Annotated in this window: 25 protein-coding genes and 1 riboswitch; of the genes, 15 read left to right on the top strand and 10 right to left on the bottom strand. The window is 72.0% G+C overall.

Going from position 1 to position 26,503, the window contains the following annotated elements; genetic code table 11:
• Window positions 1-168: 168 nt before the first annotated feature.
• The 4 genes from HCK04_RS00705 to HCK04_RS00720 are packed head-to-tail and all read right to left on the bottom strand — an operon-like array spanning window position 169 to window position 4,317.
• Window positions 169-1,800 carry a ubiquinol-cytochrome c reductase cytochrome b subunit gene (locus tag HCK04_RS00705; protein WP_142644901.1) on the bottom strand — a complete coding sequence of 544 codons (1,632 nt, stop codon included), beginning with the start codon at window positions 1,798-1,800 and terminating at the stop codon, window positions 169-171.
• The gene (locus HCK04_RS00710; protein WP_142644902.1) at window positions 1,797-2,876 is read right to left on the bottom strand and encodes a Rieske 2Fe-2S domain-containing protein; all 1,080 of its coding nucleotides are present in this window, start codon (window positions 2,874-2,876) and stop codon (window positions 1,797-1,799) included. The genes HCK04_RS00705 and HCK04_RS00710 overlap by 4 nt, the downstream gene beginning before the upstream one ends.
• The gene (locus tag HCK04_RS00715; RefSeq protein ID WP_142644903.1) at window positions 2,873-3,682 is read right to left on the bottom strand and encodes a c-type cytochrome; all 810 of its coding nucleotides are present in this window, start codon (window positions 3,680-3,682) and stop codon (window positions 2,873-2,875) included. The genes HCK04_RS00710 and HCK04_RS00715 overlap by 4 nt, the downstream gene beginning before the upstream one ends.
• A 17-nt stretch (window positions 3,683-3,699) precedes the next feature.
• Complete coding sequence (locus HCK04_RS00720) at window positions 3,700-4,317, bottom strand: heme-copper oxidase subunit III (RefSeq protein ID WP_142644904.1); 618 nt, start codon at window positions 4,315-4,317, stop codon at window positions 3,700-3,702.
• A 162-nt stretch (window positions 4,318-4,479) separates the two neighbouring features.
• Here HCK04_RS00720 and HCK04_RS00725 point away from each other — a divergent pair, with 162 nt between their 5' ends.
• Entirely contained in the window at window positions 4,480-4,875 is a 396-nt protein-coding gene (locus HCK04_RS00725) for a response regulator transcription factor (protein ID WP_142644905.1), read from the top strand.
• A gap of 276 nt (window positions 4,876-5,151) precedes the next feature.
• Window positions 5,152-6,201, top strand: coding sequence for an anthranilate phosphoribosyltransferase (gene trpD / locus HCK04_RS00730; RefSeq protein ID WP_142644906.1), 1,050 nt, complete (start codon window positions 5,152-5,154; stop codon window positions 6,199-6,201).
• A 105-nt stretch (window positions 6,202-6,306) separates the two neighbouring features.
• Here trpD and HCK04_RS00735 read toward each other — a convergent pair whose 3' ends face one another.
• Together HCK04_RS00735 and HCK04_RS00740 are read right to left on the bottom strand one after the other, a co-directional pair.
• Window positions 6,307-6,594 (bottom strand): Lrp/AsnC ligand binding domain-containing protein, encoded by a 288-nt coding sequence (locus HCK04_RS00735; RefSeq protein ID WP_142616764.1) that lies wholly within the window; start codon window positions 6,592-6,594, stop codon window positions 6,307-6,309.
• 67 nt (window positions 6,595-6,661) lie between these two features.
• The gene (locus HCK04_RS00740; RefSeq protein ID WP_142644907.1) at window positions 6,662-8,383 is read right to left on the bottom strand and encodes a DEDD exonuclease domain-containing protein; all 1,722 of its coding nucleotides are present in this window, start codon (window positions 8,381-8,383) and stop codon (window positions 6,662-6,664) included.
• A gap of 493 nt (window positions 8,384-8,876) precedes the next feature.
• On the opposite strand from HCK04_RS00740, the gene HCK04_RS00745 reads away from it, so the two are divergent.
• The 5 genes from HCK04_RS00745 (at window position 8,877) to HCK04_RS00765 (ending at window position 14,681) form a co-directional block, all read left to right on the top strand.
• Window positions 8,877-10,193, top strand: a complete 1,317-nt coding sequence (locus HCK04_RS00745; RefSeq protein WP_142644908.1) for an NYN domain-containing protein — start codon at window positions 8,877-8,879, stop codon at window positions 10,191-10,193.
• Between the two features lie 149 nt (window positions 10,194-10,342).
• Window positions 10,343-11,305: a C40 family peptidase gene (locus HCK04_RS00750; RefSeq protein ID WP_142644909.1), complete on the top strand. Its 963-nt coding sequence runs from the start codon at window positions 10,343-10,345 to the stop codon at window positions 11,303-11,305.
• 313 nt (window positions 11,306-11,618) lie between these two features.
• A riboswitch (cyclic di-AMP (ydaO/yuaA leader) is annotated at window positions 11,619-11,777 on the top strand.
• A 67-nt stretch (window positions 11,778-11,844) separates the two neighbouring features.
• Entirely contained in the window at window positions 11,845-12,465 is a 621-nt protein-coding gene (locus tag HCK04_RS00755; RefSeq protein WP_142644910.1) for a C40 family peptidase, read from the top strand.
• Between the two features lie 104 nt (window positions 12,466-12,569).
• On the top strand, window positions 12,570-13,478 hold the full coding sequence (locus tag HCK04_RS00760) for a hypothetical protein (protein ID WP_142644911.1): 909 nt from the start codon (window positions 12,570-12,572) through the stop codon (window positions 13,476-13,478).
• Between the two features lie 93 nt (window positions 13,479-13,571).
• Window positions 13,572-14,681 carry a glycosyltransferase family 4 protein gene (locus tag HCK04_RS00765; protein WP_142644912.1) on the top strand — a complete coding sequence of 370 codons (1,110 nt, stop codon included), beginning with the start codon at window positions 13,572-13,574 and terminating at the stop codon, window positions 14,679-14,681.
• Between the two features lie 106 nt (window positions 14,682-14,787).
• Here HCK04_RS00765 and HCK04_RS00770 read toward each other — a convergent pair whose 3' ends face one another.
• On the bottom strand, window positions 14,788-15,621 hold the full coding sequence (locus HCK04_RS00770; protein WP_142644913.1) for an SAM-dependent methyltransferase: 834 nt from the start codon (window positions 15,619-15,621) through the stop codon (window positions 14,788-14,790).
• Window positions 15,622-15,927: 306 nt separating this feature from the next.
• Window positions 15,928-17,727 carry an AMP-dependent synthetase/ligase gene (locus tag HCK04_RS00775; protein ID WP_142644914.1) on the bottom strand — a complete coding sequence of 600 codons (1,800 nt, stop codon included), beginning with the start codon at window positions 17,725-17,727 and terminating at the stop codon, window positions 15,928-15,930.
• A 239-nt stretch (window positions 17,728-17,966) separates the two neighbouring features.
• On the opposite strand from HCK04_RS00775, the gene HCK04_RS00780 reads away from it, so the two are divergent.
• From HCK04_RS00780 to HCK04_RS00810, 7 genes are all read left to right on the top strand, one after another.
• Window positions 17,967-18,734, top strand: coding sequence for a metallophosphoesterase (locus tag HCK04_RS00780; protein WP_142644915.1), 768 nt, complete (start codon window positions 17,967-17,969; stop codon window positions 18,732-18,734).
• Between the two features lie 14 nt (window positions 18,735-18,748).
• Window positions 18,749-19,186, top strand: coding sequence for an SRPBCC family protein (locus HCK04_RS00785; RefSeq protein ID WP_142644916.1), 438 nt, complete (start codon window positions 18,749-18,751; stop codon window positions 19,184-19,186).
• Entirely contained in the window at window positions 19,183-20,343 is a 1,161-nt protein-coding gene (locus HCK04_RS00790) for an ArsA family ATPase (protein ID WP_142644917.1), read from the top strand. Before HCK04_RS00785 ends, HCK04_RS00790 begins: the two co-directional genes overlap by 4 nt.
• Window positions 20,340-20,786: a DUF5304 family protein gene (locus tag HCK04_RS00795; RefSeq protein WP_142644918.1), complete on the top strand. Its 447-nt coding sequence runs from the start codon at window positions 20,340-20,342 to the stop codon at window positions 20,784-20,786. The genes HCK04_RS00790 and HCK04_RS00795 overlap by 4 nt, the downstream gene beginning before the upstream one ends.
• A gap of 195 nt (window positions 20,787-20,981) precedes the next feature.
• Entirely contained in the window at window positions 20,982-21,926 is a 945-nt protein-coding gene (locus HCK04_RS00800) for an ROK family glucokinase (RefSeq protein ID WP_142644919.1), read from the top strand.
• A 4-nt stretch (window positions 21,927-21,930) separates the two neighbouring features.
• Window positions 21,931-22,719, top strand: coding sequence for an endonuclease/exonuclease/phosphatase family protein (locus HCK04_RS00805; protein ID WP_142644920.1), 789 nt, complete (start codon window positions 21,931-21,933; stop codon window positions 22,717-22,719).
• Between the two features lie 331 nt (window positions 22,720-23,050).
• Window positions 23,051-24,250 carry a hypothetical protein gene (locus HCK04_RS00810; protein WP_142644921.1) on the top strand — a complete coding sequence of 400 codons (1,200 nt, stop codon included), beginning with the start codon at window positions 23,051-23,053 and terminating at the stop codon, window positions 24,248-24,250.
• 96 nt (window positions 24,251-24,346) lie between these two features.
• On the opposite strand, the gene HCK04_RS00815 is transcribed toward HCK04_RS00810, so the two are convergent.
• A complete protein-coding gene (locus HCK04_RS00815; protein ID WP_142644922.1) occupies window positions 24,347-24,844 on the bottom strand; it encodes a hypothetical protein in 498 nt (165 codons plus the stop codon).
• 12 nt (window positions 24,845-24,856) lie between these two features.
• Window positions 24,857-25,621 carry an alpha/beta fold hydrolase gene (locus tag HCK04_RS00820; protein WP_142644923.1) on the bottom strand — a complete coding sequence of 255 codons (765 nt, stop codon included), beginning with the start codon at window positions 25,619-25,621 and terminating at the stop codon, window positions 24,857-24,859.
• 118 nt (window positions 25,622-25,739) lie between these two features.
• Here HCK04_RS00820 and HCK04_RS00825 point away from each other — a divergent pair, with 118 nt between their 5' ends.
• On the top strand, window positions 25,740-26,438 hold the full coding sequence (locus tag HCK04_RS00825) for a lysophospholipid acyltransferase family protein (protein ID WP_142644924.1): 699 nt from the start codon (window positions 25,740-25,742) through the stop codon (window positions 26,436-26,438).
• Window positions 26,439-26,503: the final 65 nt, after the last annotated feature.

Raw genomic sequence — 26,503 nt, forward strand, 5'->3', positions numbered from 1 at the left:
CCGGCACGACTCATCGCGCGCCTCCGGCACGACTCATCGCGCGCCTCCGGCACGACCGGCGGGTCCGAGCACCCCGATGAGCGACGCGGGAAACACAGAAACGCAACGGCCCGGCGGGGGAGTGGTTCCCCCAGCCGGGCCGCTTCGTGCCGGTAGGTCAGGTGCCCGTCAGTGGAGCTCCTTGCGGTCGCCTGCGCCGACGCCCGCGTGCTCCCCCTCGTGGCCCTCCTCGTGGTGGCCGTCGGTCAGCGGCACGTGGTCGGTGCCGTACGCCTCGCTCAGCTTGGCCCGGAGCCGGCCGAGGGCGCTGCGGGCGCTCTTGGGCGGGATGCCCTCGCCGTCCTCGGCGCTTTCGAGCACCGGGATCTCCTTCTTGCCGCGGATGTGCTCGGCGATGTCCTCCGCCGGCGGCGTGTGGATCTCGATGTACTGGCCGTTCGGCATCCGCTTGATGACGCCGGACTCCACGCCGTGGGACAGCACCTCGGCGTCCTTGCGCTGGAGGCCGATGCACATCCGGTAGGTGATCCAGTACGCGATCGCCGGGCCGACGAAGATCGCGACCCGCCCGAACCAGGTCGTCGTGTACAGGCTGATGTGGAAGTTCGCCGAGATCTCGTCGTTGGCGCCCAGCAGCCACAGGATGCCGTAGAAGGTCATGCCCGAGATGCCGATGGCCGTACGGTGCGGGTTGTTGCGCGGCCGGTCGGCGACGTGGTGCTCGCGGCGGTCGCCCGTGACCCACTGCTCCAGGAACGGATAGAGCGCCAGGCCCGTCATGACGATGCCCAGCGGCACCAGCGCCGGGATCAGCACGCTGAACGTCACCGTGTGGCCGAGGAAGTTGATCTCCCAGGCCGGCATGAGACGCAGCGCGCCCTCCAGGAAGCCCATGTACCAGTCGGGCTGGGAACCGGCCGAGATGTCCGCCGGCGTGTACGGCCCGAACAGCCAGATCGGGTTGATCTGGGCGAAGGTGCCGAGCAGCGCGATGACGCCGAACGTGAACAGGAAGAACGCGCCCGCCTTGATCATGAAGGCCGGGTAGAACGGGGCGCCCACCACGTTCTTCTCGGTCCTGCCCTTGCCCGGCATCTGCGTGTGCTTCTGCACCCACATCAGGATCATGTGGGCCGTGACGAGCGCGAGCAGGATGCCCGGGATCAGCAGGATGTGGATCGAGTAGAACCGCGAGATGACGTCGTGGCCCGGATACTCGCCGCCGAACAGGAAGAACTGGAGGTAGGTGCCCACGATCGGGATCGCCAGCATGACGCCCTCGGTGATCCGCAGACCGGCGCCGGAGAGCAGGTCGTCGGGGAGGGAGTAGCCGGTGAGGCCCTCAAGGAGCGCCAGCGAGAGCAGCAGGATGCCGATGATCCAGTTGAGCTCGCGCGGCTTGCGGTACGCGCCGGTGAAGAAGACACGGAGCATGTGCACCGTCATGCCGGCCACGAACAGCAGCGCCGCCCAGTGGTGGATCTGCCGCATGAGCAGACCACCGCGGATGTCGAAGCTGATGTGCAGCGCCGAGGCGTAGGCCTCCGACATCTTCACGCCGTACAGCGGGGCGTAGTTGCCCGTGTATGTCGTCTCGGCCATACCCGGCTTGAACCAGAACGTCAGGAACGTACCGGTCAGCAGCAGGATGATGAACGAGTAGAGAGCGATCTCCCCCAGGAGGAACGACCAGTGGTCGGGGAAGATCTTCCTCAGGTTGCGCTTGAGGAAGTTCCCCGCGCCGATGCGGTCGTCGACGAACGTCGAGACGCCTGTGATGGCCTTCGGGGGAGCGTTCATGATGCTTTCTCCCTAACTTCGGCTTCGGCGTCGCCGCGCTCCCAGAAGCTGGGACCGACCGGGACGTCGAAGTCGGACTTCGCGACGAGGTAGCCCTCCTCGTCGATTCCGATGGGGAGCTGCGGCAGTGGCCGCGCGGCGGGCCCGAAGACGACCTTCGCGCCGTCCGCCGCGTCGAAGGTCGACTGGTGGCACGGGCACAGGATGTGGTGCGTCGTCTGCTCGTAGAGCGCCGCCGGACAGCCCACGTGGGTGCAGATCTTGGAGTAGGCGACGATGCCGTCGTGCGTCCAGTTCAGGTTCGTGCCGGACTTGAGCTCCTCCGGACGGAACTTGAGCAGGATCAGCGTCGCCTTGGCCAGGGCGTTCAGGTCCTCCTCGTAGCCCTCGGGGACCACGGAGAGGATGCCGCCGGGCGAGTTGAAGTCGGCCGCGCGGATCGGCTGGCCGGAGCCCTCGACCACGAGGCGGCGCGGCTTGCCGTCCTTGGTGGGCTCGCCCCAGACGGTGTGCCTGAGCGAGGTCCCCGGCAGCGGGCCGAGGTCCTTCAGCAGCACCAGCGGCGCCAGGCCCAGCGGAGCGGCGGCCAGCAGCAGCGTGCGGCGCAGCAGCCTGTGCTTGACGAAACCGCTCTCGTCGGCGCCCTGGAGGAAGGTCTCCTGGACGTACTCACGCGTGTCGTCGTCGGAGCGCATCTCGTGGCGCTCCTGGACGAGGTTGTACTTCGGCATGATCCGCCGGACCCAGACCGTGAGCCCCGCGGCCAGCGAGAGCAGGGCCAGGGCCAGGGTGCCGCCGAGCGCGAGGTTCGACGTGGCCGTCCTGTCGATCGTGCCGACCTGGAAGATCACGTACGAGGCGATGAAGCCGGCCCCGGCCAGGAAGGTGACCAGGAACAGCAGAGCGACGAGGCGCTCGGCCTTGCGGGCCTTGACCGGGTCCTGCGGGATCACGCCGGGAACGCCCTCGGGCGCGTGGACCGGGTCGGTGTCGACGATCGGCGCGTCCGCGGGCGGAGTGCCGAGGACGCGCGTCGGCACCCGGCCGCTCTCGGGGAACTCGTTCTGCTCTGTCATGCCGCCCGTCGCTTCTTCGCTGTGATCCAGATGGAGGCCAGGATCAGGAGGCTGAGACCCACGACCCACGCTACAAGGCCCTCGGTGACGGGACCGATACGGCCCAGACCCGAACCGCCCGGGTCGACCTGCGACCGCACGTGGGTGATGTACGCGATCATGTCACGCTTCTGCTCCGGCGTGATCGTCGAGTCGTTGAACACCGGCATCGCCTGCGGGCCGGTGGCCATCGCCTCGTAGATCTGCGTCGGCGTCGCCGGGTTCAGCGGCGGCGCGTACTTGCCGTAGGTCAGCGCGCCGCCGGCGCCCACGAAGTTGTGGCACTGGATGCAGTTGGCGCGGAAGAGCTCGCCGCCCTTGGCCGGGTCGCCCTTGGCCGGGTCGACCTGCTCGGCGCTGGGCACCGTCGGGCCGCCGCCCAGCGACTGGACGTACGCCGCGAGCTGGTCGACGGCCTGGTCGGTCGCCCACTCGGCGCGCGGCTTGCGCGGAGCCTGGGGACCCGCGTCGGCGGCCGGCATGCGGCCGCTGCTCACCTGGAAGTTCACAGCGGCGGCTCCGACGCCGATGAGCGTCGGAGCCTTCTTGGTGCCTTCGGCGTTCATGCCGTGGCAGCTCGCACAGTGCGCCACGAAGAGGCTCTTGCCCTGCGCCACGTCGTCGGCCTTGCCGGACGCGATCGCGGCGTCCGCGGTGCTGCCGTTCGGCGCCGCGAGCGCATAGCCGCCGCCGAGCAGGCCCAGCGCGAGCGCCACGACGGCGACTCGCGCGAGGGGATGGCGCCGTCGGGCGGTGATGGAATTCACCGAAATCCCCGTTCCGATCATTTGATGATGTAGATGGTCGCGAAAAGGCCGATCCAGACCACGTCGACGAAGTGCCAGTAGTAGGACACGACGATCGCGCTGGTCTGCTGCTCATACGTCAAGCGCTTCGCGGCGTACGTGCGTCCCAGGATGAAGAGGAACGCGATCAGACCACCCGTCACGTGCAAGCCATGGAAGCCCGTGGTCAGGTAGAACACCGAGTCGTACGGAGAGTGCGAGAGGATGTGACCCTCCTTCGCCAGGTTTCCGTACTCCCAGAGCTGTCCGCCCACGAAGAACGCACCCATCAGGAAGCTTACGACATACCAGAATCGCAGCTTCTTGACCTGGCCTTTCTCGACGGCCCACACGCCCAGCTGGCACGTGACGCTCGACAGAACCAGGACGGTCGTGTTGAAGGTCGCGAACGGGACGTTGAGGTCCGCCTCGGGCCAGTGAGTGCCCTGCCCCAGGCTGACCGACCGGATGGTGAAGTACATCGCGAACAGCGCCGCGAAGAACATGAGCTCAGAGGACAACCACACGATGGTGCCGACCTGAACCAGGTTCGGCCGGCTGGACCCGTGCGGTCTCGTCGTCGTAGTAATTGCGGATGCTGTCGCCACGCCCAGCATTATTGCGGCTCCCCAGGTCGGGTCGCCCCACGACCCCCCGCTAGGGTCCATCTGCGCCTACGAAACGGGCATGTCATCGCAATCGCCCCGGGGCTGCGAGCCCTGCAGCCGCGCCGGTAGCATCACGATGACCATACCCCGCGATTCGACAGTGAGCGTGAAATGAGGGTTCTCGTCTACAGCGACGACGCAAGCACCCGGGAGAAGGTGCGGCTGGCCATCGGGCGGCGCCCCGCCGCGGACGTGCCCCTCGTCGAGATCGTCGAGTGCGCGACCCAGCCGGCCGTGATCAAGCACCTCGACTCCGGCGACATCGACGTCGCCATCCTTGACGGCGAGGCGCAGCCGGCCGGCGGGATGGGGGTCAGCCGGCAGGCCAAGGACGAGGTGCACAACTGCCCCCCGATCCTGCTGCTGATCGCCCGCAGGGACGATCGCTGGCTGGCCAACTGGTCCCGCGCCGACGCCGTCGTCGCGCAGCCCATCGACCCCGTCGTCCTGGCCGAGGCCGTGGCCGACCTCATGCGGCGCCGTCTCAGCCTCACCAAGGCGCACTGAGCCGCGCGCCCCGAGCCGCGCCCGTGAAGGGGTGCCCTCAGCCGGACGTGCCGAATCGGGCGCGCCGGGCGGGGCACACCGAACCGGGCGCTCCAACGAAGGCGCGGGAGCCCCGGCGCGTCGTCAGGCGGGCCCGCAAGCGGGGGCGCCGGCGCCGGGCACACCCTGACCCTGGACGCCGGGCGCGGTCGCGCCCGGCCCCGCGTCCCGGCCTTCCGGCCGCGCCGCACAGCCGACACGCCGACCCGACTCCACATCGAATCCGCGGAGCCCACCATGGACACGCGCACCACCTGGCCCTCCACGCTGAACGCCCTGCTGGCGGGCGAGAACCTCACGGCCGACGAGACGGCCTGGGTAATGGGGGAGATCATGTCGGGGTCGGCCACCCCGGCGCAGATCGCCGCCTTCGCCGTCGCCCTGCGGGCCAAGGGCGAGACCGTCGCCGAGGTGACGGGCCTCGTCCGCACCATGTTCGAGCGCGCGACCCCGCTCACGGTCGAAGGGCGGGTGGTCGACATCGTCGGCACCGGCGGCGACCGGGCGCACACCGTCAACGTCTCGACCATGGCCGCCATCGTCGCGGCGGCGGCCGGGGCCCGGGTCGTCAAGCACGGCAACCGGGCGGCCTCCTCGCTGTGCGGCGCGGCCGACGTGCTCGAACACCTGGGCGTCGCCCTCGACCTGTCGCCGGAGACCACCGCCAGGGTCGCCGTGGAGGCCGGCATCGCCTTCTGCTTCGCGCCCGTCTACCACCCGGCGCTGCGCTTCACCGGCCCGCCGCGCAAGGAGATCGGCGTGCCGACGGTGTTCAACTTCCTCGGGCCGCTGGCCAACCCCGCGCGCCCCGCCGCCCAGGCGATCGGCGTGTTCGACGCGCGCATGCTGCCGGTCATGGCCGGGGTCTTCGCCGAGCGCGGCGTGTCGGCGCTGGTCTTCCGGGGCGACGACGGCCTCGACGAGCTGTCCACCGCGGCCCCGTCGACTGTCTTCGTCGTCCGCGACGGCACCGCGACCCAGACGACGATCGACCCGGCCGACCTCGGCATCCCCCGTTCCCAGCCGGGCGACCTGCGCGGCGGCGACGTCGAGTTCAACGCGGCGGCGGTGCGCGACCTGCTGCGCGGCAAGACGGGGCCGGTGCGCGACGCGGTGCTGCTGAACGCGGCGGCCGGCCTGGTCGCCTACGACGGCCCGGGCGACGACCTGACCGGCGACCTGCGCGCGGCGTACGCCCGCGCGGCCGAGGCGGTCGACTCGGGCAGGGCCGCGCAGACCCTGGAGCGCTGGATCGAGATCAGCAGCGCGCTCGGCGGAAAGGGCTGATCGCGCTCCCGATCGGGATCGCCTCCACCGCGGGAGGGCCCGGCCGTCCGCCGTGACGGGGACGTGCCGGGTCCGGCCTGAACCGCCGCGCCGCCGGGCGGGGTCTCAGTCGGCGTCGGCGAGGCCGATGGAGAAGGCCGCCTCCAGGTCGTGACGGGAGTAGGTGCGGAAGGCGATGTGCGTCTCGGTGTGCCGCACGCCCGGCACCTTGTTGACGCGGCCGGGCACGACCTCGGCCACCTCGTCGTATCGGCCGACCCTGACCATGGCCAGCAGGTCGAACTCGCCGGTGATCGAATACACCTCGCTGACGCCCTCGATCTCGGCGATGGCCTGGGCGACCTCGGGGATCCTGTCGACGTCCGCCTTGATGTGGACGATCGCGGTGACCATGCGCGTCTCTCCTGCTGTCTCGCGGCTCGGGTCTGTCGCCCCCGACCTTAGTGCCACCCCCGCGGCCTCACCGCAGGGGCCGTCCCTCACGGCGGTCGCCGCGCTGGTGCCGGTAGGCGCGCTCGATGCGCTCGACCAGGCGCCCGGCGCCGTACGCGGGGAGGCTCCAGGTGCCGTCGACCTGGACGAGGCGCACGCCGGGGGAGTCGAGCCAGCGCAGCACGCACTCGGTCTCCTCGGCGCTGGCGGCCGGGGTGGGCCCGGGACCGGGGACGACGGTCTCCGCCGTGGCGACCAGCGCGTCCACGTACGGCGTGGGGTGGGCGCCCCTGGGCATCACGCCGGCCGCGGCGAGCCTGCCGTGCCGGATGACGTGGATGTCCCAGCCGCCGTCGAAGGCGGGGCTGGCCGCGACCATCTGCGGGATGCCGGTCAGGGACCGCAGGCGCTGCATGCGCGCGGCGGTCCTGACGTAGGCCGCGAGGCGGTCCCGGTCGACGGCCGCCTCCTCATAGCGCTGCTCGGCCGACAGGCGGCTCATGCGCGCCTCCATCGCCGAGAAGACCGCCTCCGCGTCGAGCTCCATCGCGTGCCGGGCGCGGCGGACGTGGCGGGCGTAGCTCTCCTCGCTCTCGCGGCCCTCGCAGGGCGCGCCGCAGCGGCCGATCTCGGCGAGCGCGCAGGCGGGGCGGCGCACGCGGGGCGACAGCCGTTCGGTGCACTGGCGCAGCGGCAGCGCCTCGTGCATGGCGGTCCGCGCGTCGTCGGCGGTGCGGCTGCTGCCGAACGGGCCGAGATAGGTCGCGCCGTCGTCCTTCACCTCGCGCACGACGCTGAGCCGCGGGAACGCCTCGTCGGTCAGCTTGAGCCAGACCACCCGCTCGGGGAAGCGGGACCGCCTGTTGTAGCGCGGCTTGGTGGCCCCGATCATCCGCAGCTCGCGGATCTCGGCCTCCAGCGCGGTGGCGCAGACGATCGTCCTGACCCGCTCGGCGATGCCGACCATCTCGCGGATGCGGGAGCGGGTCTCGCTCGCGGTGAAGTAGCTGCGCACGCGGTTGCGCAGGTTGGAGCTCTTCCCGATGTAGAGCGCCTCGCCCTTGGCGTCTTCGAAGATGTAGACGCCGGGCGCGCCGGGCACCCCGTCGGCGAGGTGGCGTTTGCGCTGCTGCTCCGGCGTGGGAGCGCGCACGAAGCCGCGCAGGTCTTCCAGCGTGTGCACGCCGAGCGACCCGACCCGGGCGATGAGGCCGTGCAGCACGTCGACCGTGGCCTTCGCGTCGGCCAGCGCCCGGTGGCAGGGCTCGGTGGAGCTGCGGAAGACCCGCGCGAGGGTGGCCAGCTTGCAGTTGGGCGTCTCGTCGCGGGTCAGCACGCGGCGCGCGAGGTCGGCGGTGTCCACCACCGGGTTGGCCGGGGGCGGGTAGCCGTTGACCTGGCACGCCGCCTTCAGGAACGACATGTCGAACGGCGCGTTGTGCGCCACCAGCGCGACGCCCGCGATGAACTCCAGGAAGCTCGGCAGCACCTCGGAGAACTTCGGCGCGGCCACGACCATCGCGTCGGTGATGCCGGTCAGCACGGAGATGAACGGCGGGATCGGGCCACCGGGGTCGACCAGCGTGGCGAACTCGCCGATCACCTCGCCGCCGCGCACCTTCACCGCGCCGATCTCCGTGATGGCGTGCTCCGCGGACGACCCGCCGGTGGTCTCCAGGTCGAAGACGACGAACGTGACCTCCCGCAGGGGAGTGCCGAGCTCGTCCAGCGTGCCCTGTACCGCATCCACGCCCAAGACCATAGAAGTCCCGACCGACAATTGCCGCACCCACCCCATGCGGAGGTCAAGCGACGGTCAGGCGGGCGGCTGCGCCCAGGCCGCTGCGGCGCGCCATTCGCGGGCCGGCATCGCGTAGACCAGCTCGTCGCTCCAGGCCCCGGCGAAGCGTGTGAACACCGCCGAAAGCGTACGGACGGGAATCGGGCCGTCCGCGAAGGGGTTGTGCGTCGCCGGGTCCCGGCCCCGGCGGACGTCGTGACAGATCATGAACGCGACATGGTCACGGTGTGACGGCCGTACCCTTAAAAGAAGACAGGAACATGGGAGTGTCTCGCAGATCTTGCCGTGGGAGGGCGGTCCGGTGGGCGCGCCGTGAGGCTCACGCCTCGGGGACGCCGGATATCGGGACGTTCTCGCATTCGGGGGCGACAGCACCGCGAGGCGCCGCCGGGGCGACCCCAGTGGGCAGAAGATCTGTAGGACACGGCCGAGGAGCGACGAGATGAGTTCAGCCGGAGAAGGCCTGTCTCGTCCGTTGCCCGAGCAGGTCCGTTTACACGTGGTGGAGGTCGCCGCGCAGGTGCTGGGCTCGATGCCCGCCGCGGCCGTGCCGCCGCCGTTGCGCAACATCGCCAGGTTCGACCCGCGCAAGCGCGCCCGTCTTGGCAGCGCGCCGATCGCGGCCCAGCTGGAAAACGACAAGGAGTTCCGCGAGCGGGTGGCCGAGGCGGTGGAGACCGCCTGGCCCGAGCTGGTGGGGAGCCTGGCCGAGGGCACGGTGCCCCCGGCGGCCGAGCCGGTGCTGGTCGCGGCGGCGGCCTACCTGACCCGCCCGCCCGGCTGGCCGGACCTGGTCGAGCAGGCGCGGACCGACCTTGAGCAGGCCGCCGCCGCGGGCACCCAGCGGGAGCAGGCGGAGACGCGGCTGCGCGAGCAGCTCGCGGCGCAGCGTGCCTCCGCCAAGGAGGAGATCGACCGGGTGCGCGAGCAGCTCAAGGCCGCCCGCGTGGAGAACTCCGACCTGCGGCGCAAGCTGCACGACGCCCGCGAGCGGGTCAAGGCCGCCGAGACCAGGGCGGCCGAGCTGGAGGCCGAGACGGCCGAGGCGCGTGCCAGGGCTGCCAGCGCCAACGGCGCGGCCGAGACCGAGCTGCGCCGGCTCAAGGAGCGCCTGGCGGACGCCGAGCGCCAGCTCGAGGCCAGCCGCAGGGCCGCCCGCGAGGGCCGCAGCATCGAGGACGCCCGGGTGCGGGTGCTGCTTGACGCGCTCCAGGACGCCGCCTCCGGGCTGCGCAAGGAGCTCGGCCTGCCCACGACGATCAGCAGGCCGGCCGACTACGTGAACGCGGTGGTGCCCGGCGAGCCGGGCGTGACGGCCGTGCCCGCGCGGGCGCTGGCCAACGACGACCCGCAGCTTCTCGACCAGCTCCTGGCCATCCCTCACCTGCATCTGATCGTCGACGGTTACAACGTGACCAAGACCGGTTATCCGTCGCTGACCCTCGCCGACCAGCGAGCCCGGCTGCTGACCGGGCTCGGCGGGCTCGCCGTGCAGACGCGGGCGGAGGTGACGTGCGTGTTCGACGGCGCCGAGCTGAACGGGCCCGTCCAGGTGTCCGCGCCGCGCGGGGTGCGGGTGATGTTCAGCGCGCCCGGGGAGATCGCCGACGACCTCATCCGCACGCTGGTGCGGGCGGAGCCGCCGGGGCGGGCCATCGCGGTCGTCTCCTCCGACCGGGAGGTGGCCGAGTCGGTGCGCCGCATGGGTGCCCGGCCGGTGCCCTCGATCCTGCTGCTGCGCCGTCTCGGCCGCGGTTGACGCGTCCCGCGCACGCCCCGGACCTGCGACGTCACAGTAGGTGACGACTGCCGCGAATACCTGCGAATAGGTTGAAGCTTCAAGATCGCCTAGATAGAGTCGCGCCGCAGGTTTCGTCGATCAAAGAGGTTTATCCTCAAGGGGGCTCAGTGCGAGGGCGTGTGCCGGTGGCCGCCGGTCTGGCCGCCGTGGTCCTGCTCACTCCGATGACGGGCGCGCAGGCGGATCCGAAGCCCACTGTCGCGCAGGTGAAAGCGAAGCTGAGCAAGCTCAACGCGCAGGCCGACCAGCTCGTGGACCGTTATAACGCGGCCAACGAGAAGTGGAAGAAGGCCCGGCAGAAGTACCTCACGATCAACGAGGACTACAAGAAGCAGAACGCCCGGGTCGAGGAGCTACGCTCCGGGCTGGTCTCGATGGCCGTCAGCAGCTACCAGGTCGGCGACATGGGGTCGTGGGGCGGCGTCTTCTACAGCTCCAACCCCGACGCCATGCTCAGCGGCCTCGCCACGCTCAACCACATGTCGGCCGAGCGGGCCGGGCGGCTCAAGGCGTACGAGGGCGCCATCAAGGACCTCAAGAACCGCCGCAACCAGAGCAAGCAGGTCTACAAGGAGGCCGCCGACGTCAAGGACGAGCTGGCGGACGAGAAGGAGAAGGTCGACAAGCTCGTCCGGGAGCAGATGAAGCTGCTGCGCTCGCTCGGGACGTTCAACCCCGGCAACCCCAACAGCGCCGGCGTCGTCTACAACGGGCCGGCGTCCGGCAACGCGCTGGCCGCCCTCCAGTTCGCCTACAAGCAGATCGGCAAGCCCTACCGCTACGGGGGCACCGGACCGGGCGCCTGGGACTGCTCCGGGCTCGTGCAGGCCGCGTGGGCGGCGGCGGGCGTCCGGCTGCCCCGGACGAGCTACGAGCAGTGGGCCTGGGGCGCGAGCCGCCGGGTCTCGCTCGACGACCTCCAGCCGGGCGACCTGCTCTGGCACGCCGGATACGGGCACGTCGGCATCTACGCCGGCGACGGGAAGGTCGTTCATGCCCCGCAGACCGGCGATGTTGTGAAAGTCGTCACACTCGCCGAGTATCACGCGATCGGAGCCGTGCGCCCCTGACGGTCCCGCCGTCTCCGTGACGATCTGTGACTGACGCGGCAAATGTGACCCCATCGGCGCTTGTTGTGCAAATTGTGGGCAGGGTCACATTTGGCGCATTCGCGGTGTGGGTAAGCTGCGATTTCTTCTCCGCGGCCTTCGTTATGCGATCTTTATCCGGCTGGAGCGCTTTGCCGAACGCCGCGAGTCCTGGGTAGCTTCTGGGCCGCGGCGAGCACGCCTCGCCGCCGTGCGTCCCGGTCCGGCCGGCCGGTCGCAGTCATCCAGCGGCATCGGCGTCCTTCATCACCCTCCCCCGTGGGATCCCCCCGACGCCGATGGCCAGCCGAGTCCGTGCAGTCAGGAGGCACGGAGCCGGGGAACCACCGACCTTCACGCGAAGGTCCGGGGTGAATCGGCGCATCGCGCGCCGTAGGGCGACTTCCCCGCCCGAACCCGTCAGCTAACCCGGTAGGCGTGAGCGGAAGACTCGAGGAGAGATCCTGTCTACCACCCCCAGTCTGTCCCGTCTTGCCCGAATTGCCGTTAGTGGTGCCGCGTTGACGGCATCCGTAGGTGTCGCTGGAGCACATCCGGCGGCGGCAGCCGGCACGGCGGCCGACCCGGCGGCCGACCCGGCGACGGTCACGGTCGTCACGACGGCCACGGCGACGAAGACGGCCACCAAGACGGCCACGAAGACGGCCACGAAGACGGGCGCCGAGGAGAGCGCGAAGACCGCCGCCCGCAACGCCGCCGCGAAGAAGCGGACCAAGAGGCACACCGCCAAGCGGAAGATCAGCAGGGCCTCGCTCCAGCGGGCCAGGGCCCGGCGCGCGGTGAAGGCCGCCGAGAAGCAGATCGGCGACCCCTACCGCTACGGAGCCACGGGACCGGGCGCGTTCGACTGCTCGGGCCTGGTCCAGTACGCCTGGCGCAAGGCCGGCGTACGGCTGCCGCGCACGACGTGGTCCATCCGCAGCGCGGTCAGGAAGAAGGTGTCCTGGGGGCACTTCGAGCCCGGTGACCTCATCTTCACCAGCGGCGGCGGCCACGTCGGCATGTACGTCGGGCACAACAGGATGATCCACGCCCCGCACAGCGGCACGCGGGTCAGGATCGACAAGCTGGACGCCTACCGGAGGAGCACCTTCGTGGGTGCCGTCCGGCCGGGCGTCTGACGGGCACCGGTCACCAAGCCCCCTCGACCGGCGCCGTCCTTACGGCCCCGTCCACCTCGCCGAGGTGGGCGGGGCCGTGACATGCGCTGGCTACCATGCACGGCGTGACTGTCACGAGCGGCGTGCCCGCGTGCGCGCCGGGCGTGCGTGCCGGAGCCGGCCGGAGCCGGCCCGGACCCGCCGGGGCCACTCCCCGCCGGATCGCGGCCGTGGCCGTCGCGCTGGCCGCGCTGCTGGCCGGGCCCGCCGCCGCGGCGCCGCCCGACCCGCTGCGCGCCCTGCGGCTCGACGCCCGCGCCGCCGTACGCGAGCATCCCGGCATGTGGACCGGCGCCTCGGTCGCCCGCGGCGAGCGCGCCGTCGTCGTCGGGTCGCCCCGGCCGCTGGTCGCCGAGATCGCCGCGCTGGCCGGCCGCGCGGGCAGTACGGTCACGAGGGTCTGGGGCGGGCTCGGCGGCGCGGTGGTCCTGGTGCCGCGCACCGAGGAGCAGGCCGCCGTGCTGGCCGCGCCGGCGAAGGTGGACGGCCTGGCGGCCGTCGCCACCGGCGACCGGGTGATCGTGCAGCCGGCCGCGTTCGCCCGCCTGTCCGCGACCGGCCGCCTGGTCGTCATGACCCACGAGCTGACGCACGTCGCGACCGCCGGCCGCCGCACGGTGCCGATGTGGCTCATGGAGGGCTTCGCCGACTACGTGGGCTACCTGGACAGCGGGCTGCCGGTCCGTACGGTCGCCGCCGAGCTGGCCGCCGACGTCGCGGCCGGGAGGGCGGCGCTCGGCGGCCTGCCGGGGCCCGCCGACTTCGCCGCCAGGCCCGCCCAGGCGTACGAGGAGGCGTGGCTCGCCTGCCGCTACATCGCGGCCCGGTTCGGCGAGCCGAGGCTGGTCGCCCTCTATCGCGCCGCGCTGCGCGAGGAGATCGGCGCCGCCCTGCGGGAGGAGCTCGGGCTGACCGCCGGCGACCTGACCCGCGCCTGGCGGTCGTGGTCGCGCGAGCAGCTCGCCCGGACCTGATCGTCCGACCGCGACGACCCGGCCGGGACTGCGACAATGCGTTCTCGGGCGGCGCGGGGGGACCGCGTGATCACGCCGGCAGCGGGGGTGAGGATGACGAAGCGGACGCTGATCGTCACGAACGACTTCCCGCCCAGACCGGGCGGCATCCAGGCGTTCGTGCACGGCCTCGCCGTGCGCAGGCCGCCCGGCTCCGTGGTCGTGTACGCCCCGCGCTGGAAGGGGTGTGAGGAGTTCGACGCCCGCCAGCCGTACGAGGTGGTCCGGCATCCCTCCTCGCTGATGCTGCCGACCCGCGCGGTGGCGCGACGGGCGGCGGCGCTGGTGGAGGACGGCGCGACCGTCGTCTTCGGCGCGGCGGCGCCGCTGGGGCTGCTGGCTCCCGGCCTGCGCGCCGCGGGCGCGGGCCGCATCGTCATGCTCACCCACGGGCACGAGGCGTCGTGGGCCCGCCTGCCGGGCGCGCGCGCCCTGCTGCGCCGCATCGGGGCGGGGGCCGACATCGTGACCTATCTCGGCGAGTACACCCGCCGCCGGATCGCCCGGGTCGTGCCCGCCTCCCGGCTCGTACGGCTCGCGCCCGGCGTGGACACGACCCTCTATCGTCCGGGGGCGGGCGGCGACCGGATCCGCGCGTCCCTCGGCCTGGGCGACCGGCCGGTGGTCGTGTGCGTCTCCCGGCTGGTGCCGCGCAAGGGCCAGGACGTGCTGCTGCGGGCCTGGCCGCTCGTTCTGCGGCGGGTTCCCGGCGCGGTCCTGCTGCTGGTCGGCGGCGGCCCGCTGCGGCGGTCGCTGGAACGGACGGCGGCGGGGGCCGGCCTGCGCGGCTCGGTGGTCGTCACCGGGTCCGTGCCCTGGGCGTCCCTCCCGGCCTACTACGACGCGGGCGACGTGTTCGCCATGCCCTGCCGCAGCAGGTTCGGCGGGCTCGACGTGGAGGGCCTCGGCATCGTCTATCTGGAGGCGTCGGCCACCGGGCTGCCCGTGGTCGCGGGCTCCTCCGGGGGCGCCCCCGACGCCGTACGGCACGGCGAGACGGGCCTGGTGGTCGACGGCACGTCGCACACGGCGGTGGCCGCCGCGGTGGGCGATCTGCTGGCCGACCCCGCCCGCGCCCGCGCGATGGGCGAGCGGGGCCGGGCCTGGATCGAGGAGGAGTGGCGCTGGGACCTCGTCGCGGCCCGGTTCGCCGCGCTGCTGTGAGGCAGCCTCAGCCGGTGGGCACGGCCCGCTGTGTGGCTGCCTCAGCCGGGAGCACGCCCGCTGTGCGGCCGCCTCGTGGGCACGCCCGCGAGGTCGTTCCGGCCGGTCAGGGCTTGCGGCCCACACCGCCGGCGACGCAGATGCCGCCGAGGTCGAGGGGGTAGCTCACGGGCTTCTCGGGACGCCACTCGGGCACGTGCACCACGCCGGGCTCGATCAGTTCGAGGCCGTCGAAGAACCGCACGATCTCGGGCATGTCGCGGGCGCGGCCGGTGCCCAGCATCTGCAGCAGCACCGCCTCCAGCTCGCGCATCTCCGGCGCGCAGGAGCAGAAGTGGGTGAGCTGCATGTAGCTGCCGGGTGCCAGGCGGGCCTTGTAGGTGTCCACGAGGCCGTCGGGGTCCTCCTCGTCGGCGAGGTGGTGGACCACGGCGACCAGCAGCAGGCCGATGGGGCGGGAGAAGTCGAGGAAGCCATCGACCTCGGGGTGGCCGAGGATCACCTCGGGCTCGCGCATGTCCGCGGTGATCACGCGGGTGCGCTTGTCGGTCTGCAGGATCGCCCGCGCGTGGGCCAGCACGATGGGGTCGTTGTCCACGTAGACGACCTTCGCGGCGGGATCGATCCGCTGCGCGACCGAGTGGGTGTTGTCCATCGTGGGCAGGCCCGAGCCGATGTCGAGGAACTGGTCGATGCCCTGCGCGGCCATGTACTTCACGCCGCGGAACAGCATGGCCCGGTTGTTGCGGGCGCCCTCGCCGCGGTCGGGGAAGTGCCGCATGCCCTCCGTGGCGACCGCGCGGTCCACCGCGAAGTTGTCCTTGCCGCCGAGGAACGCGTCGTACACGCGCGCGATGCTGGGCTTCGTGGTGTCGATCTCCGGGGGGAGGTAGTCGGGATCGCGGTGCGTCCAGTTCCATCTGCCGGCTCTGTCGCTCATCGCCCGCCCCTCTCCAGACAATGATCATGGATGCGCTTGGAGCATAACCAAGCGAAACGCGCTGCTGCGGGACGGCTGCGATGTTTCCGGTGGTCAACAGGGCCGGCGCGGCGTCGCCGCAGGTCGTCCGTCACCGGCGGCGAAGAAGACCCACTCCCATAGGGGGCTGATCACCGCATGTCCCCGGCCGTCCCGGTCCTCTCGCGCGACCGCGGCCCGCGCCGTCCGGAGGGTGCGCCGACGCCGATGAAACTTTCAGGAGTTCCGTCGGCGCGCCCGGCGCACCCGCGGTGTCCAGGTCGCCGCTCAGTCGCCGTACAGCTCGTCGATCTGCTTGGCGAAGTCGCGGGCCACGACGTGTCGCTTGATCGACTGCTTCGGCGTGACGTGGCCGCTCTCCTCGCTCAGCTCGATGTCGAGGATGCTGAACTTCTTGATCTGCTCGGCCTTGGAGACCATCCGGTTGGCGTCGTCCACCGCCTGCTGCACCTCGGCGATGACGGCCGGGTCGGAGCACAGCTCGGCCATGGACGCGCCGGAGCGGCTGTTGGCCTCCTTCCACTGCTCCATCGCCTCGTGGTCGAGGGTGACGATCGCCCCGATGAACGGCCTGCCGTCGCCGACGACCATGACCTGGCTGATCAGGCGGTGCGCCCGGATGGCGTCCTCAAGCGGCGCAGGGGCGACGTTCTTGCCGCCCGCGGTGACGAGGATCTCCTTCTTGCGGCCGGTGATGCTCAGGTAGCCGTGTTCGTCGAGCTGCCCGACGTCCCCGGTGTGGAACCAGCCCTCCGGGTCGATCGCCTCCTTGGTGGCGCGCTCGTTGTTCCAGTAGCCGTCGAAGACGTGGCGGCCCTTCACGAGGATCTCGCCGTCGTCGGCGATCCGGATGCTCACGCCGGGGAACGGCTTGCCGACCGTGCCGATCTTGTTGGCGCCCGGGATGTTGACGGTCGAGGGCGCGCTGGTCTCGGTGAGCCCCCAGCCCTCGAACACCTCGATGCCCACGCCGCGGAAGAAGTGGCCGAGCCGCTCGCCGAGGGCCGAGCCGCCGGAGACGGCCGCCGTCAGCGCGCCGCCCGTGGCCGCCCGCAGCTTGCCGTACACGAGCTTGTCGAAGGCCGCGTGCTTGAGCCGGGCGCCGAGGCCGGCACCGCCGGAGCTCTCGGCCCTGCTCCACTCGATCGCGGCCCGTACGGCGGCGTGGAAGATCTTGCCCTTGCCCTCCGCGTTGGCCTTCTGCTCGGCGGCGTTGTAGACCTTCTCGAACACGCGCGGCACGCCCAGCAGGAACGTGGGCTTGAACTCCCGCAGGTCGGGGGCCACGTTCTTCATGTTCGGGCTGTGCGCGAGCACCGTGCCGGTCTCGATCAGGACGACCTGGATGATCCGGGCGAAGCTGTGCGCCAGGGGGAGGAAGAGCAGCGCGGCCCGCCCCTCCACGTCGAACATCGACTCCAGCGGCCCGCGCGAGACGTTGCGCGCGGTGAACAGCAGGTTGTCGTGGGTCAGGCGGCAGCCCTTCGGCATGCCGGTGGTGCCCGAGGTGTAGATGATCGTGGCGAGGTCGCGTCCGCCCCGGCTCGCCCTGCGCTCGGCGAGCGTGTCGTTGGACACGTCGGCGCCCAGGCGCTCCAGCTCGGCGAACGCGCCGCCGTCGATGCGCCACAGCAGCGGCAGCTCGGGCACGGCCTCGCGTACGGTCTCCTCGTGCGCGGCCGTCTCCACGAACGCGGCCTTGGCGCCGCTGTCGGTCAGGATCCACTTCACCTGGTCGGCGGAGGAGGTCTCGTAGATCGGCACCCCGACCGCGCCGGCCGCCCAGATGGCGTAGTCGGCGACCGTCCACTCGTAACGGGTGCGCGACATCAGGCCGACCCGGTCGCCGGGCTCGATCCCGGCGGCGATCAGCCCCTTGGCGACGGCCGCCACCTGGTCCCTGAACTGCGCGGCGGTGACCGGTGTCCACGGCGCGGCCGGGTCCTCGCTCTCCTTGCGGCGGATGATGACGGCGTCCGGCTCGTCCACACCGCGCTGGAACACCACGTCGGTGCAATTGGCGGACGGGGGCACGTCCACCAGCACGGGAACGCTGAACTCGCGCACGGGTCACTCCTTCGCGCACGTCCGCGCGATCCCCCTGCGCAGGGCGGGGACCGCGTTGCGGGCATAACTCTTCGTGTCTCACCGGACGCTACCGTGCGATGTTACGCATGGGTAGGTTCGTCACCCAGGCGTTATCCGGGGGAGCACGCGGACGCTATCAGTGTCCCCCGCGCGGTGGGCCCGACACCTTCCCGTTACCCAAGCGGATGCTAGGTAAAGCGGCCGTTTACCATGTCGGCATGCGCATCCACGTCGTCAGCGACGTCCACGGCCGGGCCGACGCGCTCGCCCGTGCGGGTGACGGGGCCGACGCCCTGATCTGCCTCGGCGACCTGCTCCTGTTCATCGACTACGCCGACCGCTCGCAGGGCATCTTCCCCGACCTGTTCGGCGCGGAGAAGGCGAGCGAGTACGTGGGACTGCGCACGGCGGGCCGCTTCGACGAGGCGCGGCAACTGTCGTCCGGGTTGTGGGCCTCCCTCGACGGCGACCCCCGCGACCACATCGAGGCGGCGGTCCGCCGCCAGTACGAGCAGATCTTCACCGCCATGCCCACTCCGGCCTACCTCACGTACGGCAACGTGGACATGCCGCGCCTGTGGGCCGACCATCTGCGGCCCGGCCAGCGGGTACTCGACGGCGAGGTGGCCGAGATCGGCGGGCTGACCTTCGGGTTCGTCGGCGGCGGCCTGCGCACCAGATACCGCACGCCGTACGAGATCGACGACGAGGAGTACGCGCGCAAGGTCGAGGCGGTGGGCGAGGTGGACGTGCTGTGCTGCCACATCCCGCCCGCAGTCCCCGACCTGCTGTACGACGTGGTGGCCCGGCGGTTCGAACGGGGGAGCGAGGCCACGCTGGAGGCGATCAAAAGGACGCAGCCGCGCTTCGCGCTGTTCGGCCACGTCCACCAGCCCTTGGTCGGCCGCACCCGCATAGGTCGCACGGAATGCGTCAACGTCGGCCATTTCCGCGGCCGTGGCACGCCTTTCGCCCTGGAATGGTGAAGTACGGTTGGCGCATGGCTGATCGCACTTCGTCGAGCATCACGATCGGCGCCGGCCGGTCGACAATCATGGCCGTCATCGCCGACTTCCCCGCCTATCCGGAGTGGGCCGGCCAGGTGAAGAAGGTGGAGGTCCTGGAGACGGGCGCGGACGGCCGCGCCTCCCGGGTCCGCTTCGTCCTCGACGCGGGCGTGATCAGCGACGACTACGTCCTCGGGTACGACTGGGACGAGGACGCGGGCGTGACCTGGCGGATGGTCGAGGCCGGGAAGATGCTGTCGGGCCTGACCGGCAGCTACCGCCTGACCGAGAACGGCGGCGGCACCGAGGTCACCTACGACCTCGCGGTGGACCTGAAGGTCCCGATGATCGGCATGATCAAGCGCAAGGCCGAGAAGGTCATCGTCGACACCGCGCTGAAAGGGCTCAAGCGGCGCGTCGAGAGCCGATGAGAATCCTCCTCTTCACGGGGAAGGGCGGGGTCGGCAAGACCACGGCGGCCGCCGCGACCGCCACGCTCGCCGCCGGGCGGGGCAACAAGACGCTGGTCGTGTCCACCGACACCGCGCACTCGCTCGCCGACGCGCTCGGCGTGCCGCCCTCGTCGGAGCCGGTCGAGGCCGCGCCCGGCCTGCACCTGCAGCAGGTGGACACCCAGAGGTCGCTTGAACGGCACTGGGGAGAGTTACGCGACTACGCCGGCAACGTGCTGGCCGAGCTCGGTCTCGACGAGGTCACCGCCGAGGAGATCACCGTGCTGCCCGGCGCGGAGGAGATCCTCGCGCTGCTCGAACTGCGCGAGCAGGCCCGCACCGGCCGCTGGGACGTGATCGTCGTCGACTGCGCGCCGACCGCCGAGACGCTGCGCCTGCTCGCGCTGCCGGAGGCGCTCGACTGGCACGTCAACCGCCTGCTCCCCACGGGCAGGCGGATGCTCAGGGCGCTGTCGCCGGTCATCCGGCACGTCGCCAAGGTGAGCGTCCCCGAGGGCGAGGTCGTCTCGGCGGGGGAGCGGCTGCACCGCGGCCTGCTGGAGGTGCGCGCGCTGCTGACCGGCGACGACGCGTCCGTGCGGCTCGTGCTGACCCCCGAGGCCGTGGTCGTCGCCGAGGCCCGGCGCACCCTCACCTCGCTCAGCCTGTACGGCTACCGCGTCGACGCGGTGATCGCCAACCGGGTCTTCCCGGCGGAGGGCGCCGACGAGTGGCGGCTGGGATGGGTGGAGGCCCAGAGCAGGCAGCTCGCCGCGGTGCACGAGTCGTTCGCGCCGCTGCCCGTCCTCACCGTCCCCTATCTCCCCGCGGAGCCGGTCGGCACCGCCGCCCTCTCGGACCTCGCCGCGCGGATGTACGGAGACCGCGACCCCTTCGCGCGTCCCGGCGTCGAGCCGCCGCTGACGTTCACCACCGACGAGCTGACGCTGTCGCTGCCGCTGGCCGACCGCGACGACCTCGATCTCGCCCGCAAGGGCGACGACATCATCGTCACCGCCGGGTCCTACCGGCGCGTCATCACCCTGCCCGCCGCCCTCGCCCGGCGTGAGATCTCCTCGGCGGTGCTCCGGGACGGCCGGCTCCGGGTACGGTTCCAGGCAGGAGGGGCGAAATGACGGATTCCAACGACACCACTCCCCGCCGCCAGGACCCGCTCGGGTCGGCGGCGGAGGAGGCGATGAAGCTGCTGGACGCCGTGCAGCGGCGGATGGGCCGGGAGTTCGGCAAGGCGCTCGTGAAGGGCGGTGTGAGCGGCTTCGGATCCGCCTTCGGCGGCGCCGGGGCGGGCGGCCGGAGCGACGACGTCTGGAGCGAGGCGGTCGCGGAGGACCACGACGAGTACGTCTGCCGGGCCTGCCCGGTGTGCCGGGTCATCGCGGCACGCCGCGAGTCCGGCGGCGACGTCACCGGCCACCTGATCGCGGCGGGCGGAGAGCTGTTCGCGGCGTTCCGGGAGGCGGTCGACGCCCTGCAACGCCCCATGACGGGCGGTAAGGAACGCCCGGACGGGGAGCGGCGGCCCGGCGACTCGAAGGTCGAGCACATCGACCTGGGCTGACGGGCCGGTCGAGGGCGGACGGCGGCGGGATTGCCACAACCCGGTCTGATCGGCTTCAATCGGCGCGGCGTGCAGGCTCGGGCCGTAGCAGCCCGGGCCGGAAACGGACCCGGGCGCGAAGCGGACGTGGCCGCGAAGCGGGTCCGGGCGACAAGCGGATCCGGATGAGAACCGGACCGGGTGGAAGGATGACGAATGGCGCTGACCATCGGCGTGGACGTGGGCGGTACCAAGATCGCGTATGGTGTCGTCGACGAGCACGGCGCCATCATCGAGCGCGGCCTGCGGCACAGCCCGGCGGGCAGTCCCGAGAAGATGGCGCTCACGATCGCCGATGCGGTGACCGAGCTCGCGGCCCGGCACGAGGTCGAGGCCGTCGGCATCGGCGCGGCGGGCTTCGTCGACGAGACCCGCTCGGTCATCCGCTTCGCCCCCAACCTCGCCTGGCGCGAGGAGCCGCTGCGCGAGAAGGTGGCCGACCTGGTCGGCCTGCCGGTCGTCGTCGAGAACGACGCCAACGCGATGGCCTGGGGCGAATACCGGTTCGGCGCGGGCCGGGGCGAGAGCCACGTCGTGTGCGTGACCGTGGGTACCGGCATCGGCGGCGGCATCGTGCTCGGCGGCCAGCTCTACCGCGGCCGGTGGGGGATGGGCGCCGAGCTGGGCCACATGCAGGCGGTGCCCGGCGGCCGCCCCTGCGGCTGCGGCAACAACGGCTGCTGGGAGCGGTACGCCAGCGGCACCTCGCTGCTGATGGACGCGCGCAACAACGCGCAGGCCGACCCGGAGGGCGCCGCCCACCTGCTGCGGCTCGGCGGCGGCACGGCCGAGGGCATCCAGGGCGAGCACGTGACCGAGGCCGCGCGCCAGGGCGACCGGGCGGCGCTGGCCGCCTTCGAGTCGCTCGCCCAGTGGCTCGCCCAGGGGCTGGCCGACATGGCGGCGGTCCTCGACCCCGGGTGCTTCATCATCGGCGGCGGCGTCTCCGGCGCGGCGGACCTGTTCGCCGACCGGGTGCGCGAGGAGTTCGCCGCGCGGCTGACCGGCCGGGGCCACCGCCCGCTCGCCGAGATCAGGGTGGCCGAGATGGGCCCCTCGGCGGGGCTGGTGGGCGCCGGAGACCTGGCCCGGCTCCGCTGACGGCGTGCTGCGGGTCGCCACCTACAACGTCCGGGGGCTGAAGGACGACCGCAGGGCGCTGGTCCGGGTGATCAGGGCCCTGCGGCCCGACGTGCTGTGCCTGCAGGAGGCGCCCCGCCTGCCCGGCTGGCGGCGGGAGCGGCGCGCGCTGGCCCGCGCGGCCGGCCTGTCCGTGGCCGCCGGAGGCCGCGTGGGCGGGACCGCCGTGCTGATCTCCCCGGCCGTACGGCTCCTGCGCGGGCATGGGCACCGCCTGCGGTGGTTTCCCGGGCTGGAGTGGCGGTCCGTCGCGCTCGCCGTCGTAGAGAAGGTCGTAGAGAAGGTCGTAGAGAAGGTCGTGGAGAAGACGGTGGAGAAGGACCGGGAGAGGTACGCCGTGTGCTCGGCCCACCTCGACCTCGTGGCGGGGGCGCGGCTGCGCCACGCCGCCCAGATCATGCCGATCCTGGAGCGCGCGGCCCGGCAGTCCGGGGCCGCGCCGGTGCTCGCCGGGGACCTCAACGAGGTTCCCGGCTCCCCGGTCTGGCGTCTTCTCTCGGGACGCTACACGGACTGCTTCGCCGCCGTGCGGGACGCCGAGCCGCGGATCGGGACGGACGGAGAGGACGGCCGGGCGGGCGCGACGTTCCCGGCCCGCGATCCCCGCGTGCGCATCGACGCGATCTTCGCGGGGCCCGGCCTGACCGTCGTGTCGTACGGCGGCGCGGACGTCCGGCCCGGGGACCTGTCCGCCGCGAGCGACCACCTGCCGGTCGTCGCCGAGATCGCCGTGACGCCGTCCGCCGGGGCCTGACGCGGCCGTCCGCCGGGGCCGACCCGGCCGGGAGCGCCCGCACGACTGCGGCCAGGGCCTGGACCCGCCGCGGGTGGGCGTCGCGGCCGCCGGGGGCCTGACGCGGCCGGGAGCGCCTCCACGGCTGAACCGGCCCCGGCGGGCCGGGCGGTGGAGGTTCGGGTGGTGGAGGTTCGGGCGGTGGGGATTCGGGCGGTGGGGATTCGGGCGGGGTGCCGCGGCTTCCAGGTGGGCGCGGAGACCGCCGGCAGGGCCGCGTTTCCGCATCTCGGGGTGACCGGATTCGCGACCTGTGTGACGGGGAGTGCCCGGTCACCCGTACGATCGTTTCATGACCCGCCGCCTCACACGGCGTGCGGTGCCGTTGTGTGTGCTGTCCGCCGGCCTGCTGGCCGGACTCCTCCCGTGCGCCACATCGGTCGCGCACGCGTACGCAGGGATCGTCCGTGCCCAGGTGGGGCGCGGCCCGTCGGGGGACGAGGTCGCCCAGGACGCGGGCTCCTCCACCGGACGGCTCCAGCCCGACGGCTCGCTGTCGGACGTGGCCGGCCTGTCGGCCACGGACATCTGGGCCGTGGGCCAGCAGAACGCCTGGGACTTCTGGCGCAACCAGGGGATCATCACCCACTGGAACGGCTCCTCCTGGAGCGAGGTGCCGATCAGGGGCGACGCCACCGGCGCCGGCCACCTTCGGTCGGTCGCCGCCGCCTCCGCCTCCGAGGTCTGGGCCGTCGGCGACGGCCACGACGGCCTGCCGTACGTCGCCAAGGGTTCGCGTGACGGGTTCGACCGCGTCGGCGTGCCGCAGCTGCGCACCGGCGACTGGCTCGGCGGTGTCGCGGCCTCCTCCGGGCGGGTGGTCGCGGTCGGCAGCCGGGACGGCAAGGCGTTCCTGCTGAGCAGCGGCGGATCCGCCAAGGGCACGACCTGGAAGACCGTCCAGGGCCCCGTGGGCGCGATGTACGGCGTGGCGTTCGCGGGCCGGTCGGACGGCTGGGCGGTGGGCGACACCGGCTCCGGCCCGCTGGCCATGCACCTGACCGGCGGCGGGTGGAAACAGGCCGACCTGCCGGCGATCAAGGGCGGCTTCCTGCGGGACGTGTACGCCGACGGCCGCAAGCGTGCGGTCGCGGTCGGCGGCGTCTACCAGCGCGACGGCGGCATCGCGCCGCTGGTGCTCGCTTGGGACGGCAAGCAGTGGAAGCGCGTGACGCCGCCGGAGCGGCGCGCCGAGCTGTACGGCGTCACGGGGGACAGCGACGGCAGGTTCTGGATCTCGGGGTACGACCCGAAGCACGAGGGCGAGGGCTTCCTGCTCCGCTACGACGGATCGCACTGGACCACGCTTCGAGGCCCGAAGCCGGCCGGCGATCGGACGGTGCGGCTGCAGGCGGTCGCGCACGTCGGCGATCTCACCATGGCGGTCGGTCACGTCCTGGACGGCAAGGGCCGCTACACCGACCTCGTGGAGCGGTTCGGCCCGCCTCCCGCCGACGGCCACACGGTGAAGGCGGCCGGCGAGACCGAATGAACACGGGCACCCCGGAGCCCGGGCCCGGCCCGGGGCGTGCTCCGACGTACCGGCCGCGGCAGACGGCCTCGCCCCGGTCAGACGGCCGAGCCGTGGTCAGACGACCGCGCCGTCGTCCCAGCCGGAGTCGGCGGGCGGGCCGTCGCCCATGCGTACGACGAGGATCACGAACCCCGCGATGAACGCGGACACCGCGGCGAACACGATCCAGCCGTCCATGGGCCACTGAAGCAGAGCGGCCAGGAGCAGGTAGGCGGGGCCGCCGAACAGCGCCAGCCAGGAGAGCCGGCTGAGGGTGTCGCCGTGCGGAAGCGGCGGAGGGGGCGGCGGGATGAAATGATCGTCGTCGCCGGAGGTGGGAGCCTGTTCCTCAGCGGTCCGGTCGTCGTCCCGGACCTCGTCGCCGAGAGCGTCGTCGCCGAGGGCCACGCCGCCGGAGGCACCCCCGCCGGGGGCGTCGTCGCCCGCGTCGGTCTCCTCGGTGACGTTCTCCCGGTCAGGCCATGGTTGTTCGGCCGAGGCGTCCTCGGCTGTCTCGTTGAACGAGGCGACGATCTGGCGCCAGACCTCGTCCTCGTCACTTTGCGGCGTCACGTCGATCCCGGGTCACAAGTCCTTCGTCAAGGGTACCGAGGCGTGGGAGCGGATGAACTCCAGGCTCCCTTCGAAGATCACAGGCGCGTCGTTGTCGAGAGTGGCCACGTGATAGCTGTCCGCCAGCTCTCTGACCTCCAGATTGTTTCCCATTCTCGCCTGCAGGAACGCGACGCTCCCCGGCTTTACCACGTGGTCGTTCCTGCTGTGGAACACCAGCACCGGCTGGGTCACCTTGGCGATGTCGGACTGGACGAGCTTCCACAACCGGGGCAGCGTGGCGGCCGCCCGGACGGGCGTACGCGCATAGCCGAGCTCGCTCATGCCCTCCTTCTTGATGTCGCCCGCCACCCCCGGGATCGAGCGTACGACGTACTTAAGGGCCGGGGCCAGCCGCAGCAGCGGCACGTCGTTGACGACGGAAGGGTTGACCACCACGACGCCCGCGACGGCGTCACCGTGCACCTCGGCCAGGCGCAGCGCCATGCAGCCGCCGAGGGACAGGCCCATCACGAACGCCTCCGCGCACCGTCCGCGCAGGTCGGCGAACGCCTTGTCGAGCTCGGCGTACCAGTCCTCCCAGCGGGTGCGGCTCATCTCCTGCCACGTCGTCCCGTGTCCTGGCAGACGCGGCAGGGACACCGTCAGCCCCGCCTCCGCCAGGTGTTCACCCCAGGGCCGCAGCGACTGCGGCGAGCCGGTGAATCCGTGACAGAGCAGGACGCCGATGTCGCCGCCCTCATGGTGGTACGGTTCCGCACCGGGCAGCACTGGCATGGGTGACCTCCGTGAAACGGCGGCGTGTTCCGCCCGATACTCGCACGTTGGTCAGCGTTAGTGCGAGAGGGCTGGGCGTGCGAAGATGACTGCACATCCGAGCCGAGGGGGTGCCCACGTGTTTTATTGGGTGGTGAAGGCCATCCTCTGGCCGATCCTCCGCTTCGTGTTCCGCCCCTGGGCCGAGGGGGTGGAGAACGTGCCGAAGGAGGGCCCGGTCATCCTGGCCGGCAACCACCTGTCGTTCGCCGACCACTTCTTCGGGGCCGGATTCCTGCCCCGAAAGGTGATTTCCCTGGGCAAGGCCGAATATTTCACCGGCCGCGGGCTCAAAGGCGTGGTGAGCCGCGCTTTCTTCTCGGGCGTCGGCACCGTCCCGATCGACCGTTCCGGCGGCAAGGCGAGCGAGGCGGCGCTCCGCACCGGCCTGCGCATCCTCAGGGAGCGGCAGGTGCTCGGCATCTACCCCGAGGGCACCCGCTCGCCCGACGGCCGCCTTTACAAGGGCAAGACGGGTGTGGCCCGGCTCGCGCTGGAGTCCCGGGCGCCGGTGATCCCCTGGGCGATGGTCAACACGTTCGAGATGATGCCCCCCGGCCGGCTGATCCCCAGGTTCGGCATCCGCCCCGGCGTCCGCTATGGCAAGCCGCTCGACTTCTCCCGTTACTACGGCATGGAGAACGACCGCCTCGTGCTCCGGGCGGTCACCGACGAGATCATGTACGCGCTGATGGAGCTGTCGGGCCAGGAGTACGTCGACAAGTATGCGGCGGCGGCCAAGACGGAAACGACCCGGGCGGCTCGCGAGAAGTCCTGATATTTCCGGCCGGACGGCCGACGGGCGTCGCCCGCCTCGTGTGTCCGCCGAGTCCCACGGGCCGC

Source organism: Microbispora sp. CL1-1 (genome assembly GCF_012034195.1).
In the GTDB taxonomy this organism is placed as follows: domain Bacteria; phylum Actinomycetota; class Actinomycetes; order Streptosporangiales; family Streptosporangiaceae; genus Microbispora.